General features: G+C 37.1%; 11 protein-coding genes and 1 pseudogene. 5 read left to right on the top strand and 7 right to left on the bottom strand.

What is annotated here, in order from left to right; all coding sequences use genetic code 11:
* Window positions 1–58: 58 nt before the first annotated feature.
* The 4 genes from EZY12_25715 to EZY12_25700 all read right to left on the bottom strand — a co-directional run bounded on the left by EZY12_25715 (window position 59) and on the right by EZY12_25700 (window position 2651).
* Window positions 59–622 carry a Uma2 family endonuclease gene (locus EZY12_25715; GenBank protein QSX67976.1) on the bottom strand — a complete coding sequence of 188 codons (564 nt, stop codon included), beginning with the start codon at window positions 620–622 and terminating at the stop codon, window positions 59–61.
* 52 nt (window positions 623–674) lie between these two features.
* Window positions 675–1757: an AI-2E family transporter gene (locus EZY12_25710; GenBank protein ID QSX67975.1), complete on the bottom strand. Its 1083-nt coding sequence runs from the start codon at window positions 1755–1757 to the stop codon at window positions 675–677.
* Window positions 1758–1829: 72 nt separating this feature from the next.
* Window positions 1830–2258, bottom strand: a complete 429-nt coding sequence (locus EZY12_25705; protein ID QSX67974.1) for an NUDIX hydrolase — start codon at window positions 2256–2258, stop codon at window positions 1830–1832.
* 3 nt (window positions 2259–2261) lie between these two features.
* Window positions 2262–2651, bottom strand: coding sequence for a hypothetical protein (locus EZY12_25700; protein QSX70838.1), 390 nt, complete (start codon window positions 2649–2651; stop codon window positions 2262–2264).
* A 231-nt stretch (window positions 2652–2882) separates the two neighbouring features.
* Between EZY12_25700 and EZY12_25695 the strand changes: the two genes are divergently transcribed.
* The 5 genes from EZY12_25695 to mutS all read left to right on the top strand — a co-directional run bounded on the left by EZY12_25695 (window position 2883) and on the right by mutS (window position 9207).
* Entirely contained in the window at window positions 2883–4121 is a 1239-nt protein-coding gene (locus EZY12_25695; GenBank protein ID QSX67973.1) for an AAA family ATPase, read from the top strand.
* Window positions 4122–4129: 8 nt separating this feature from the next.
* Window positions 4130–4645: a hypothetical protein gene (locus tag EZY12_25690; protein ID QSX67972.1), complete on the top strand. Its 516-nt coding sequence runs from the start codon at window positions 4130–4132 to the stop codon at window positions 4643–4645.
* Between the two features lie 32 nt (window positions 4646–4677).
* On the top strand, window positions 4678–5910 hold the full coding sequence (locus EZY12_25685; GenBank protein QSX67971.1) for an AAA family ATPase: 1233 nt from the start codon (window positions 4678–4680) through the stop codon (window positions 5908–5910).
* Window positions 5904–6542: a DUF4276 family protein gene (locus EZY12_25680; protein QSX67970.1), complete on the top strand. Its 639-nt coding sequence runs from the start codon at window positions 5904–5906 to the stop codon at window positions 6540–6542. The genes EZY12_25685 and EZY12_25680 overlap by 7 nt, the downstream gene beginning before the upstream one ends.
* A 79-nt stretch (window positions 6543–6621) precedes the next feature.
* Entirely contained in the window at window positions 6622–9207 is a 2586-nt protein-coding gene (mutS, locus tag EZY12_25675) for a DNA mismatch repair protein MutS (GenBank protein QSX67969.1), read from the top strand.
* Between the two features lie 175 nt (window positions 9208–9382).
* Here mutS and EZY12_25670 read toward each other — a convergent pair whose 3' ends face one another.
* The 3 genes and pseudogenes from EZY12_25670 to EZY12_25660 form a co-directional block, all read right to left on the bottom strand.
* Complete coding sequence (locus EZY12_25670) at window positions 9383–9841, bottom strand: DUF29 domain-containing protein (GenBank protein QSX67968.1); 459 nt, start codon at window positions 9839–9841, stop codon at window positions 9383–9385.
* A gap of 26 nt (window positions 9842–9867) precedes the next feature.
* Window positions 9868–10047: pseudogene (locus EZY12_25665) on the bottom strand (hypothetical protein).
* 654 nt (window positions 10048–10701) lie between these two features.
* Window positions 10702–14211, bottom strand: coding sequence for a DUF4347 domain-containing protein (locus EZY12_25660; protein QSX67967.1), 3510 nt, complete (start codon window positions 14209–14211; stop codon window positions 10702–10704).
* Window positions 14212–14622: the final 411 nt, after the last annotated feature.

The following is a 14622-nucleotide window of genomic DNA, read 5'->3' as shown; positions in this document are numbered from 1 at the left end:
CAGGTTTTTAATTTTTTGCCTATATCTAGAGAATATTATTTAGATGATTTTGATCAATCTAACCAAATACACTTTCAACAATACAACTGAAATCAGGTAATAAAGGTGATATTAATTCATCATGAGCAAACAAAGTTTCTACTAATATTAAATTTGCTCTTTCTCGCCGATAAACTTCTATTTGTTGTAATCGCCAATCAATAATCCAATATTCCTGTACACCTCTAGAAGCATAAAGTTTTAATTTAACTTCTTTATCGCGGCGTTCATTATCTCCACCCGCAGAAAGCACTTCAATTACTAATTCGGGCGCACCTGTTAAATGTCCAGAATCATCTAATAAGGTTGCTAATCTTTCATTACTTACCCAAACTACATCAGGAATCACATTATCAGCATTAGTAAAAATAATACCGGGGGTAATTACAGTTTCTCCTAATCCCGTTGATAATGACCAAGAATCGAGTACATTAGCAATTCTCGTACAAGCTTTTTGATGTTTCCAATGCGGCGCTCTTGTCACAAATAATTCTCCATTAATTATTTCATACCGATTGCCGTTATCTGGCAATAATTCTAGGTCTGTGCTTGTCCAGCGTACGCCCTCATATATCTGGCTCATATTGCCTCCTGTGGGTGATATAAATATTTTAGTGCTTAAATTGCCATGCTAGTTAAAACTCTTGTAGAGACTCACTATCAACAGAGGTTTTATTAAATTCACCATTACGCCAACTATCAGCAGTATCTTTAATAAAACTAGCGAGAGGAATAGCAACTAATAAACCCAATACACCTCCTAATTTTGCTCCTATTAATAAAGAAATTACCACCCATACAGGATTTAAGCCAGTTAAATTTCCTAAAATCCGTGGGGCAATTATATTAGAATTAATTTGGTCAATAGCTACACCTATAGCTGCAACTTCTATTCCTAGTCCAAAATCTTTTAAAGCTACTAATAAACTCACAATACCAATACCAATTCCAGTCCCAAATGGAAATAGAGAAAAGAAGCCAATTACCAGCCCAAAAAGTAGTGATAAAGGCACTCGTAAAACTACAAATGCCAATGTAATAGACACAGCTAAAATAGCTCCTAATGTAACTTGACCAATGAAATAATTATTAAAATCTTCCCGGAGTAATTCTCTAACTTTTTTAGAAATTTGAGCAGGAAACCACAGATAAATTCCATCCCATAAGCGTTCACCATTCAATACTAAATAAATAGTTAAAACTATGGTGATTAGTAAGTTCAATAAATTGCCAATAGTATCGAAAGCAAAGCCTAAAAATTTTCCAGTAAAGGATTGCAGTTGACTAGATACTTTTCCTAATATTTCACCAGCTAATCCACTTAAATTTACTAGTAATTGTTGTGTAGATGCCCAATTTTGTAAAGCTTCTATTTGTTGAGTTCCCGATTCAATCCAATAGGGAAGAAGATTAGCTAACTCATTTAATTGTTCGAGAATTAGCGGTACTAAAATAACACCTATAGCACCTAAAATAATAATAGATAATAGTAATACTAGTATCACTGCTAAAATGCGAGGTACTCCACGTTTCTGGAGAAGTTTAATCGGATAATCTAGGACAAAAGCTAAGAGAATAGCCACAGAAACAACACTAACTAAAGGTTGAAAATAGTTAATAAATTGAATTAATAACCACCCATTAAGAAGAATCACAGGAAAGGCTAATCCTATGTTTAACCATTTAGGTAAATTTGGTAGATTGGTAACTGGCTGCATGGAATTTATTAATAATATAATTTTTGCAAAATCGCTGGAAAATTTTCAAAGCTTGTAAATCGAATAATGCGACTATGGGGTTTTGATAAAATCCAGCATAATTTTTTGAGGTAAAGTTGCTAAAGGTCTTACTTGTCCGGCTTTTGCAGAATAACATTCACCTTTTTCAATATCTGCTGCTGTTAATAAATCCAAATCCCAACCTTCAGATAGTACGAGTTGGTTTACTGGTACTAATAATGGGGCTTGAAAGACATAACGCACAGCTTTTTCATCGCTATAAATGCCAAATTGAGTAAAATCAGTTAACTCATAAGCAATTTCTTCCATAACTTCTCGCTGAACTGCTATTTCTGGAGTTTCTCCCGGTTCAATATGTCCACCAAACAAAGCCCAGCAACCAGGAGCGATAATATTAGGAATGTTATCCCGTAATTGCATCAAAAATTTATTTTCTCGATAGAGAATAGCAACGGCTACATGAACTAATTGATTATTCATAAATTACTTTTCCTCTAAATAAATTTCTCCGTATTCTTTACCAGCCAAAGGAACGCTTTTGTACTGCACATTACCCTTTAATACTACTTCTTCTCCAATTTGGAAATTGCCTTGATTTGTGATCACCCAGATTTTTCCAGTTGAGTCATTAATTTGATATGCTTTTTTCTGAATTAAAGGAGCAATTTTTTCTACTTTACCTTGAATGTAAACTGTAGTATCTTGATTTTTTTTGGTAATTTTTTGAATCGGTGTGACATTAGCACCAATATGGAAATTTTTCATACTGATACCAGAATTTCCCTCTTTACCACAAGCATGAAGTCCCATTATCAGGGAAAAAGATAATCCCCACTGAAATAATCTTGCAGTAGCAATTTTTGCTTGTGGCATAAAAGCTATAGATTGAGCGAATTTTTGCATTACTGCCGATTTTATCTCCAGGTTACACAAGTTACTTGCTATTGATCATAATGCTGTTTTGTGCAAAAAAGATAGTGATTCTGTCAAATTCATCAAGAGATGATTAAATCTTAAGTTATACTTTATCAAGTTACGATTGGATATAATCACTGTTTTGTGTTATTAAGTGAGTTATTGATTTAGTAAAATTGGGAATTGATTATGTTGAAAAAACTCATTCTCGAAAATTGGAAAAGTTTCCGTTATGCTGAACTTCCACTTGACCCTTTAACCGTGCTGATTGGAACTAATGCAAGTGGTAAATCTAATGTGGTTGAAGCTTTGGAATTTTTGCAAAGAATCGCTAGTGGTGAAAATATTGAAACTGCTTTAGCAGGAGATAAAACACTTTCTTCTATTCGTGGTGGTGTAGAATGGGCTGCACGAAAACCGGGAAATGAATTTACGTTAAAGGTATTAGTTTCAGGTGAGGATGATGAAACAGATTATTTATATGTTTTACAAACACAAACATTACCTTCGTCCAAGCTTTGTGAAGAATATATTGAAATTATAGATATGAACGATAATGATATACTAAAGATTAAACTTATGGATTTATCTTCTCAAGCAAAGAGTGGTTTGCACTTCAAAGATAAAAGAGTTTGGAAACTATCAAAAACGCAAAAAAATGATGAAAAAATAATAAAACAAACAACAGATGTAGAAGAGGAAAATAGAAAATATTCGACCTTACCAAAAATAGCTACATTGTCTACTATTGGTAATTTATGCAATATTTTAGTGTTAAATCCCCTTCCTTCTAAAATGCGTAATTACTCACGACTTTCTGACAATATAGAAAGTGATGGTTCAAATATAGCTGGTGTATTAGCAGCATTACCAGAAGAACAAAGAACAGAAGTTGAATCAAATCTATCTTCCTATATTAAAGATTTACCAGAAGGTGATATCAAAAAAGTATTTGCAGAACCAGTTGGTAGACTTAAAACAGATGCTATGCTTTATTGTGAAGAAGAATGGAAACCAGGAGAAATTACAGAAATTGACGCTAGAACTATGTCAGATGGAACATTACGCTTTTTAGGAATTCTTACAGCATTACTCACTCGTCCTGAAGGTAGTCAAATTGTCATCGAAGAAATAGATAATGGTTTACATCCTTCCCGTGCAGCTTTATTGGTGAAAATATTAAAAGAAATTGGCAGTAAACGCAAAATTGATATTTTACTCACTACCCATAACCCAGCTTTATTGGATGCTTTTGGTCCCGAAATTGTTCCCTTTGTAGTTGTTGCACATCGAGATTCGGAAACAGGAGAAAGTAAACTTACACTTTTAGAAGATATTGAAAATCTGCCCCTATTACTAGCATCAGGAACTTTAGGAAAATTAGCAACTAAAGGTGCAATTGAAAAAAGTCTTTCTAATCAAAAATAAAGCAGATTATGAAAAAAGTTCTGATTATTGACACATCAATACTTTGTGTTTATCTAAGTGTTCCTGGTAAAGAAACCTGTGGTGATGATAATGATAAATGGGATAAAAAAAGAGTTGACGCTCGTTTTCTAGAAGAAGAAAAACAAGGGACAGATTTTATATTGCCATTAGCAACAATTATAGAGACTGGCAATCATATTGCCCAAGCTAATTCAAAACGATATGAAATTGCTCAAGCTTTTGCTGACATTTTGATAAAAGTAGCTGAGGGAATCATACCTTGGGCTGTTTTTACTACTGAATTAGATGAACTTTGGAGTAAAGAAAAGCTGAAAGATTTAGCCTTAGAATGGCCTGTACTAGCATCTCGTAATATCTCTTTAGGAGATGCCACAATCAAAAATGTAGCTCTATTCTATGCTAAAACAGGTTCTCCTGTGGAAATTTTTACGGGTGATAGTGAATTAAAAGCTTATGAATCAATTATAGTTCCACCAACCCGTCGTAGTAGTCGCCGTCAATGATAAAATCAATAATTGATAATTAGGAGAATTAAATGGAAGGTAAAAGATTTATTCACAAAATTAAATTAACAAACTTTCTTTCCTATGGAAGTGAGGGAGAAGAAATCGAATTACAACCGCTAAATGTGTTAATTGGTGCTAACACATCTGGTAAATCTAATCTTATTGAAGCAATGGGAATTTTAAAAGCGACACCAACAGATTTATCAAAACCATTTCGTGAAGGTGGAGGTATTGATGAGTTTTTATGGAAAGGTACAAAAGAAATTAGTTCTACATCAAAAAGTATATATCCATTAGCAAAAATTGAGGCTATAGTAGATAACCCTGGCGTTAATCCATTATTATATGAATTAGTATTTTCTAATAATGGTTTAAGACTAGATTTGATAAATGAAGTAATAGATAATAAATATACATACCCTAGCGATGATATATCGGACATATATGATAACTTCTACTACCGTTATAACAGTGGAAAACCAGTTTTAAGACGTTATCAAGGGAAATATGCTGATATAGTACCACACTATGAAATTAATCCAGATAATCTCGTAAAAGATCAGTCAATTTTATCGCAAAGAAGAGATCCAGAATTATATCCTGAATTATATTATCTGAGTACAGAATTTTATAAAATAGGTTTATATCGTGATTGGCAAATTGGGCGATATTCAGAACCCCGCAAATCTCAACCTACTGACTTACTTCCACATCCTTTAGAAGAGGATGGAAGTAATTTAGGTCTATTTTTAAATGATTTAAAATCTAAAATAGGTAGTAGAAAAATTATTGAAAAGCTAAAAAAATTCTATGAACCAGCGGAAGAATTAGATGTAAAAATATATGGTGGTACAGTACAGATAATCATTCGTGAAGAAGGTTTAATTAAACCAATTCCTGCAAATCGGTTATCAGATGGAACATTGCGATATTTGTTTTTAATGGCGTTACTTTTAGATCCAAATCCACCACCACTAATTTGCATTGAAGAACCAGAAATAGGTTTACATCCAGATATTTTACCAACCATTGCCGAAATGTTAATAGAAGCATCTCAGAGAACACAATTAATTATAACTACTCACTCTGATACTTTAGTTTCTGCATTGAGTGAATATCCTGAATCAGTGATAGTTTGTGAAAGAGATAATACAGGAACTCACCTGCGTCGGCTTGATCCAGGAAGACTTAAAAAATGGTTAGAAAACTATACTCTTGGTGAACTTTGGCGGATGGGAGAAATTGGAGGAAATAGATGGTAAAGGAGATTCGGATTTATATAGAAGGTGGTGGTGATAAAAAAGATCAAAAAGATTTTATTAGACAAGGATTTAGTAAATTTTTCACGCCTTTGATTGATCTAGCTCGTAGTCAGAAAATTCGCTGGAATATTATTATTTGTGGTTCTCGTAATAACGCTTTCCGAGATTTTCAAAATGCTTTACAAGATTATCCAGAAGCTTTTAATATATTGTTGGTTGATTCAGAAGCATCTGTGAAGAAAAATTCGCCTTGGGAACATTTGAAATTTAGGGATAATTGGGATAAACCAGCAGGAGTTAATGATAATAACTGCCATTTAATGGTACAAACAATGGAGGCTTGGTTTATTGCTGATCTGGAAACGCTGAAAAAGTTTTATGGACAAGGATTTAAAGAAAATGCTATTCCTAAAAATGCTAATGTGGAAACTATTGCCAAAGATAATTTAGAATCTACTCTGAAAACGGCTACTGCTAATACCACCAAGGGAGAATATCACAAAATCAAACACGCCTATAAACTGTTAGAATTGTTAGATGTAGATAAAGTTTGTCAAGCTTCTCCATATTGCGATCGCCTTTTTACCACACTAACAGCAAAAATGGCTGGATCAACCAGTAACCCTGATTAAAAATAAATAAACTTTAAGCGATCGCCCCTGACAAATCAAGCTATCATCGAATAGAGTGCCTAGAATCTCAGCATCTATCATGACGACACCAGAACCCAATCAAGCAAACACATCACTTACCGATACGAATCTGGTAGAAGATCGTAGTAAGCTGAGTAAGATGTACCAGCATTATGTAGAAGTAAAAGATAAACATCCTCATGCGTTGCTGCTGTATAGAGTCGGAGATTTTTTTGAAACCTTTTTCCAAGACGCTGTAACTGTCTCCAGAGAATTAGAATTAGTCTTAACCAGTAAACACGGTGGCGAAGTTGGTCGTGTCGCCATGACGGGTGTACCTCATCACGCTTGGGAACGCTACACAACCCAACTGGTAGAAAAAGGTTATGCTGTGGTAATTTGTGACCAAGTGGAAGATTCTGCGGATGCGATTGGTTTGGTAAAGCGAGAAGTAACGCGTATTCTCACCCCAGGGACATTGCTAGAAGAGGGAATGCTCAAAGCTAGTCGTAATAACTACATAGCGGCTGTGGTAATTGCCGTCAATCATTGGGGATTAGCATATGCAGATATATCAACAGGGGAATTTCTCACATCTCAGGGTAGTGATTTAGAACACCTAACCCAAGAGTTAATGCGACTGCAACCTTCCGAAGTCCTGTTTCCCACAAACGCCCCCGATTTAGGTAGTTTACTGCGTCCAGGGGAAACCTCTCCATCACTTCCCCAATGTTTACCACCATCATTTTGTTATAGTTTGCGATCGCAAGTCCCCTTTTCCCAAGCAGAAGCTAGAAGTAAATTATTGCAGAAATTCAAAGTGCGATCGCTCGAAGGTTTAGGTTGCGAACATCTTCCCCTCGCAGTTCGCGCTGCTGGTGGTCTTTTAGAATATATTGAAGACACACAAAAAGCCAATCCCGTCTCCCTGCAATTATTACGCACCTATACCCTCACTGATTATTTAATAGTAGATCATCAAACTCGCCGTAACCTAGAAATTACCCAAACTGTCCGCGATGGTACGTTTCACGGCTCTCTACTATGGGCTTTAGACAGAACTAGCACCGCTATGGGTAGCAGAGCTTTAAGAAGATGGTTGTTACAACCATTAATAGAGATTAAAGGCATTAAATCCCGCCAAGATACCATCCAAGAATTAGTAGAAAACACGCCTCTCCGTCAAGATTTGCGGCAGTTATTAAAGCAAATTTACGATTTAGAACGGTTAACAGTCAGAGCCGCTTCTGGTAGAGCAAATGCACGGGATTTAGTGGCTTTAGCTGATTCTTTCTCCCGATTACCTCAAATTTCTCGCTTAGTTGAAGATGCGCGTTCCCCCTTCTTGAAAGCCTTGCAAAAAGTCCCCCCCATCTTAGAAGAATTAGCAGAAAAGTTACACGCTCATATCGTAGAATCACCACCTATTTATTTAAAAGAAGGGGGTTTAATTCGGGCAGGAATAAATTCGCTTTTGGATGAGAGAAAGGCTACTGTAGAAAGTGATCAACAATGGATTGCAAACTTAGAAGTTGACGAAAGAGCGCGAACAGGAATCCCCACTTTGAAGGTAGGATTTAATAAAACTTTTGGTTATTATATCAGTATTTCCCGCAGTAAATCTGACCAAGTTCCCGATAATTACATTCGCAAACAAACTTTGACGAATGAGGAACGTTACATTACTCCAGATTTGAAAGAACGAGAAGCCCGCATTCTCACAGCGCGGGATGATTTAAATGAGTTGGAATATGAGATTTTTGACGCATTACGGGATGAGGTGGGTTCTCATGCTGAAATCATCCGTAATATCTCCCGTGCGGTAGCTGCTGCGGATGTATTATGTGGTTTGGGGGAATTGGCTGTACATCAAGGTTATTGTCGCCCGGAAATGCTGACAGGAAGGGAGATTGACGTTGTTGATGGTCGTCACCCAGTGGTTGAGCAGTCTTTACCTGCTGGGTTTTTTGTGCCTAATTCTACTAAACTTGGTCAGTTGTCAGTTGTCAGTTGTCAGTCGTCAGTGGAAACAATAATAGATAACAACCCTGATTTGGTGATTTTGACGGGTCCTAATGCCAGTGGGAAGAGTTGTTATTTGCGACAGGTGGGTTTAATTCAGTTGATGGCACAAGTTGGGAGTTTTGTCCCTGCTAGGTCTGCTAGGTTAGCTGTGTGCGATCGCATTTTTACTCGTGTTGGCGCTGTGGATGATTTAGCAACTGGTCAATCTACTTTTATGGTGGAGATGAATGAAACTGCAAATATTCTTAATCATGCAACTTTGAAGTCTTTGGTTTTGTTGGATGAAATTGGTCGTGGAACTGCAACTTTTGACGGTTTATCAATTGCTTGGGCTGTGGCTGAATATTTAGCTGTTGATATTAAATCTCGGACTATTTTTGCTACTCATTATCATGAGTTAAATGAATTGGCGACTATTGTTCCTAATGTGGCTAATTATCAAGTTACAGTTAAAGAGTTACCTGATCAAATTATCTTTTTACATCAAGTTCAACCTGGTGGTGCTGATAAATCCTATGGTATAGAAGCCGGAAGATTAGCGGGTTTACCCCCCGTAGTAATTCAACGGGCAAAACAGGTGATGGGACAAATTGAAAAACACAGTAAAATAGCAATGGGGTTGAGAGAAGGATTTCAATAATAGGCATCAAACAAAATCAATTAAGGAATATGAACCCCACCCCCAACCCCCTCCCCGCAAGCGAGGAGGGGGCTATGATGTACCTCATAACAGCGGGAAGTGCTGTAAATACCGACTCCTTTGTTTATACACAAAAATGGTGTTTTGTCAATAAAATTTAGATGCGTTTCCCCTGTTATCCTTCCCAATCTTGAAGAGTATCACATAAAAAATTATCAGAAATTATATCATCAAATAAATAAGGACAATTTTCAGGAAAAGTTCTTAATGGTAAATTAGTTTCTCGTAAAGCTAAATCAATTCCTATTTCAAAAGCATCTAACATAGCTTCTGTTATTCGAGATTTTAAACTAGGGTTTTGTCTGAGATGTCTCACAATAGCACGACGTTGTTCTCTAATTGTTAAAAACCAACTGCGAGAACGTTGTTCAGGTTGATATTCCCACTTTAATAAATGACCAATTAACACACCCAAACGACTGATTAATTCTCGATATTCATGTCTCCCCAAAGATTGAACTTCTTCTTGCAAATGTTGCCAGTCTAATTCTAAAACTAGCTTTTGTTCTAAAGCTTTTGCTTGTTTTTGTGTCCAAGCATAGAAATCTTGATTATACAAAGAAAAGTTATCCATATTCAGCGAATTTCATCTTCAAAACTCTAAGCATCCTCTGGTTCAAATTGTGCCACTGTTACAGCATTAAACGCAAAAGACAAAACTAAGGGCATGGGACATTTAAACCAAAAGGTGTAAATCAGTGCTAAAATGGTGGTGGATATAGCCGCATAAGCCCAATACATTTCTTGATTAGTTAAACCATTTTCTGCTTTAATTACTCTTGTGTCCTTGTAAGTGAGTATTCTGAAGCGATCGCTTGTCGGATTGATGCCCAAGTGAGAATAATTGGGATTTTGTCTTTTTATTAATTGAATAATTGCAAGATAGTTCTTCCTTATCAACTTCACGATAACATTTTTAAAATTCTTTGTCAATACCTAAAATCTCTTTTTTTCGGTTGGCGTTTTTGCGTTTTTATGCGAAACATCATGGAGTGATGATGTAAATCAGGAAGACAGAGAATTGATTCCCTGTCTTCTAGCTAAATTCAGTTTTAGGGAACACCAAAAAATAAATTACCCAATTTTGTGGGATGGGCATCTTGCCCGTCCCTGTATTATTAGGGGACCAGATACTTGATGATTAGGGGACCAGATACTTGATGATTAGGGGACCAGATGCTTGATGATTAGGAGACCAGATGCTTGATGATTAGCGGGCAAGATGCTTGATGATTAGCGGACCAGATACTTGATGATTAGGGGACCAGATGCTTGATGATTAGCGGGCAAGATGCCCGCACTACAAGAAATTTTTGGGTATTTTTTTAATTAGACATCTGATAGAAATTAAATATGCGTAGCCTGAAACCCTTGTAGGGACAATTCATGAATTGTCCCTACATTCTTTTTCACCAGATGTCTATTGAAAGTCCCTTAATTGAACAAGAAATTACCGCTAAATAGGTTTAAATTCGCATTGGCGCTGGTAAATCCTGATGTACCTGATAAGGTAACTAATAACTGACCATTACCAAAACCAGTATTACCACCAATACCATCACCAATTCGTATTTCCGTATTTGCACCCAATGTCTTAACATCAAAATTGGCAATACCTGTAAAGTTCAGTTGATCACCACCGACACCGCGCACAAATTGATAAACTATATCTGTACCATCACCAAGAACGTAATTAACGTTATCTACAGCATTATCGTTTAAACCTAAATACAAATTATCGTTACCTGTTCCACCAACCAATGTATCTGTACCAGCATTACCTGTGAGAATATCGTTACCCGCACCACCTGTAAGAAGGTTATTTGCTGCGTTACCTGTAATGCTGTTATTCAGTTCATTACCTGTACCGTTAATAGCAGATGTTCCTTGTAAAGTCAGGTTTTCTAGGTTATTTCCTAATGTGTAATTAATGGTGCTGAAAACGTTATCTGTTCCCTGGTCCACTAATTCTGTAATGCTATCTGCTGCATTGTCCACATAATAGGAATCGTTACCAGTTCCACCAATGAAGGTATCATTACCAGCACCACCATTGAGAATATCGTTACCCGCTCCACCTGTGAGAAGGTTATTTGCTGCGTTACCTGTAATGCTATTATTTAGTTCATTACCTGTACCGTTAATAGCAGATGTTCCTTGTAAAGTCAGGTTTTCTAGGTTATTTCCTAATGTGTAATTAATGGTGCTGAAAACGTTATCTGTTCCCTGGTCTACTAATTCTGTAATGCTATCTGCTGCATTGTCCACATAATAGGAATCGTTACCAGTTCCACCAATGAGGGTATCATTACCAGTCCCACCATTAAGAACGTTATTCCCAACATTACCAATGATGATATTATTGAGTTTATTTCCTGTACCGTTAAAGTTTCCATTGCCGGTGAGGGTTAAATTTTCTAAGTTGGCTTTTAATGTCCAAGTTATGGAAGATTCAACGGTATCTATTCCTTGATTGAGAAATTCGACAACAGTATCTCCAGAACTATCAATTACATAAGTATCATTGCCTAATCCACCTATTAAGACATCTGCACCAGTACCACCACTCAGGTAATCATTACCATTCCCTCCACCTAAGTTATCACTTCCTGAACCTCCTTTAACCCAATCATCACCAGCAGTACCTATAAAGTTGATTTCAGCAGCAAAGCCACTTAAATCAAAGCGTTCAAATCCCAATACTGTTGTACTGGCAATGTCTAGTTGATTTGTGGTGTCATTGGCATCTATGGAAATACTATCATCAACTGTTCCCCCAGTAATGATCAAGGTATCTGTGCCTGTAATACCACCGTTGATGATGTCGTTTTGTTGTAAATTCGCAAAGGTGCTGGTAATTGTGTCATTTCCACCTTGCGCGTCAATAATATCTTGTTGTGGTGTGGTGGTTAAATTGTCGTTAATGTCTTCTACATCAGTTACACCAATGGTTAATTGTTTCTCAAAGAATAACCCACCTTGGTCCGTTGTGCGGACTCGAACGCTGTAACTGGTTTTGGTTTCAAAGTCGAAAACAGCTTTGGTTAAAAGTTGATTATTCGTAACTGAAAACAAACTGTTATCGCTGTCTCCTGTTCCAGAAACTAAGGTATAAACGAAAGTGTTTCCCGTATCTACGTCAGTTGTGGAAAGATTACCAACCACTGTACCAATAACTTGATTTTCCGCAACTGTGCTGGTGTTAATTAACAGGTTGGTAGGAGTTTCGTTAACGTTGCTGACTCCAATAGTTAATTGTTTCTCAAAGGATAACCCACCTTGGTCTGTTGTCCTGAGTCTAACGCCATAACTGTTTTTGGTTTCAAAGTCAAATACAGAGTTGGTTTTGAGTTGATTATTGGTAATGGTAAATAAACTATTATCAGTTGCACCTGTGCCTGATACTAAACTATAGGTAAAGGTGTTTCCTGTATCTGGGTCTGTGCTACTGAAATTACCAACAACTGTACCAATAACTTGATTTTCGGCAATGGTGCTGGTGGAGAGAGTGAGATTAGTGGGTGCTTGGTTATTAAACTCACTGATATTAATAATCGTCAAACCACTGTTATCAGCCATATAAGCGTAGTTACCGACTACTTGCACACCCAAACTATAGGAACCAGTATGAAAACCGCCTTTGAGGGTGGGGGTTGTGGGGTTGCTAATGTCTATGATTGTTAGTCCTAAACCACCATCAGCTACATAAGCGTAGTTACCGACTACTTGCACACCTCTAGCAGAATATGTATCATAATTGACCTTGAGGGTGGGGGTTGTGGGGTTGCTAATGTCTATGATTTGTAGTCCTAGTCCATTATCAGCAACATAAGCGTAGTTGCCCACCACTTGCACACCCAAAGCAGAGCCAGAAGTATCATAATTGCCCTTGAGGGTGGGGGTAGTGGGGTTGCTAATATCAATGATTTGTAGTCCTGCACTACCATCAGCGATATAAGCGTAGTTACCCACCACTTGCACACCTCTAGCATAGCCAGAAGTATCATAATTGCCCTTGAGGGTGGGGGTAGTGGGGTTGCTAATATCTATGATTTGTAGTCCTGACTCATAATCAGCAACATAAGCGTAGTTGCCCACTACTTGCACATAATGAGCATAGCCAGAAGTATCATAATTGCCCTTGAGGGTGGGAGCAGTGGGGTTGCTAATGTCTATGATTTGTAGTCCTTTGGCATTATCAGCTACGTAAGCGTAGTTACCGACTACTTGCACACCATAAGCCCAGCCAGAAGTATCATAATTGCCTTTGAAGGTGGGGGTTGTGGGGTTGCTAATATCAATGATTTGTAGTCCTGATAAACCATCAGCTAAATAAGCGTAGTTACCGACTACTTGCACAACATTAACATCATTATATGTCTTATAATTGCCCACTAATGTGGGTGCAAATACTCCCTGGTAGGTGTTGAGGGTGTCTGCAACAATATCTGACAAATGTAGAGATGTTCCATGGAATGTCTCTGTAACGGGAATATTCACCTCTAACTCCCAATTTCCCCCTAATGCTGCATTGCCGGTTTTTGTGGTGGAGGCGCTAATGGTTGCGGTTGTAATTTGATGTAATTTGTGAATAAATTCTTCCCCAGCGTCCCCGGCTGCGACGTTACAACCATAGAGTAAAATATTCTGACGTTGCCAGTTTTGTAACTGTTGGGTGTAATTGTGAATATTGGTTAAGTTTAATTGACTATTTCCTAAATACAAGCATCCCGGCGCACCGTGGGAAAGGATGTGAATGGTGGTGATGTGGGGATGTTGTTGTAAAATTTGGCTAATTTGCTCAATCCCGTCTTGATTTGGGGAAAGAATCACCGTTTCTACACCCTCTACAACTGCTGTTTGTAGGGTGTGATAGTCGGAAACAGAAGAATCAATAACAACAATGGTTGTCGCGGTTTGACTGAGGGAAGAGTTGCTAAACATATTTTTTTCCTTTGTATTTGGTAATTAAGCTTTTATACCCGCCCGGAACTGAAGTTCCGGTCTAATAGCTAAAGTGCGTTAAAACGCACTGTAATGACATCGAAATCAAAAATTATCCTATTTCTTAAACAAATACCGCCAACATAGTCGGTTTTAACCGACTTGAGCTATTAGACAGGGAATTTATTCCCTGGCTCAAGTCTCTGATGACATCGAAATCAAAAATTATCCTATTTCTCGAATAAATACCGCCAAAACAGTCGGTTTTAACCGACTTGAGCTATTAGACAGGGAATTTATTCCCTGGCTTGAAGGTACTTGACACTGTTGAGCAGTGGTAAACCTTTACAAATTCTTATCCAAACAGGTTAAATATGTATATGATACTAGAATGTGTTATTTGTAAACACA

It is taken from the genome of Dolichospermum sp. DET69 (genome assembly GCA_017355425.1).
In the GTDB taxonomy this organism is placed as follows: Bacteria; Cyanobacteriota; Cyanobacteriia; order Cyanobacteriales; family Nostocaceae; genus Dolichospermum.
This window is presented reverse-complemented; position numbering and strand designations above follow the sequence as displayed.

What these genes read in the sequence shown, in the direction of transcription:
- EZY12_25690 (QSX67972.1), top strand. Translation starts at nt 4,130, where the DNA reads ATGAAAAAAGTTCTGATTATTGACACATCAATACTTTGTGTTTATCTA.
- EZY12_25685 (QSX67971.1), top strand. Translation starts at nt 4,678, where the DNA reads ATGGAAGGTAAAAGATTTATTCACAAAATTAAATTAACAAACTTTCTT.
- EZY12_25715 (QSX67976.1), bottom strand. Translation starts at nt 622, where the DNA reads ATGAGCCAGATATATGAGGGCGTACGCTGGACAAGCACAGACCTAGAA.
- EZY12_25710 (QSX67975.1), bottom strand. Translation starts at nt 1,757, where the DNA reads ATGCAGCCAGTTACCAATCTACCAAATTTACCTAAATGGTTAAACATA.
- mutS (QSX67969.1), top strand. Translation starts at nt 6,622, where the DNA reads ATGACGACACCAGAACCCAATCAAGCAAACACATCACTTACCGATACG.
- EZY12_25700 (QSX70838.1), bottom strand. Translation starts at nt 2,651, where the DNA reads ATGCCACAAGCAAAAATTGCTACTGCAAGATTATTTCAGTGGGGATTA.
- EZY12_25670 (QSX67968.1), bottom strand. Translation starts at nt 9,841, where the DNA reads ATGGATAACTTTTCTTTGTATAATCAAGATTTCTATGCTTGGACACAA.
- EZY12_25660 (QSX67967.1), bottom strand. Translation starts at nt 14,211, where the DNA reads ATGTTTAGCAACTCTTCCCTCAGTCAAACCGCGACAACCATTGTTGTT.
- EZY12_25695 (QSX67973.1), top strand. Translation starts at nt 2,883, where the DNA reads ATGTTGAAAAAACTCATTCTCGAAAATTGGAAAAGTTTCCGTTATGCT.
- EZY12_25705 (QSX67974.1), bottom strand. Translation starts at nt 2,258, where the DNA reads ATGAATAATCAATTAGTTCATGTAGCCGTTGCTATTCTCTATCGAGAA.
- EZY12_25680 (QSX67970.1), top strand. Translation starts at nt 5,904, where the DNA reads ATGGTAAAGGAGATTCGGATTTATATAGAAGGTGGTGGTGATAAAAAA.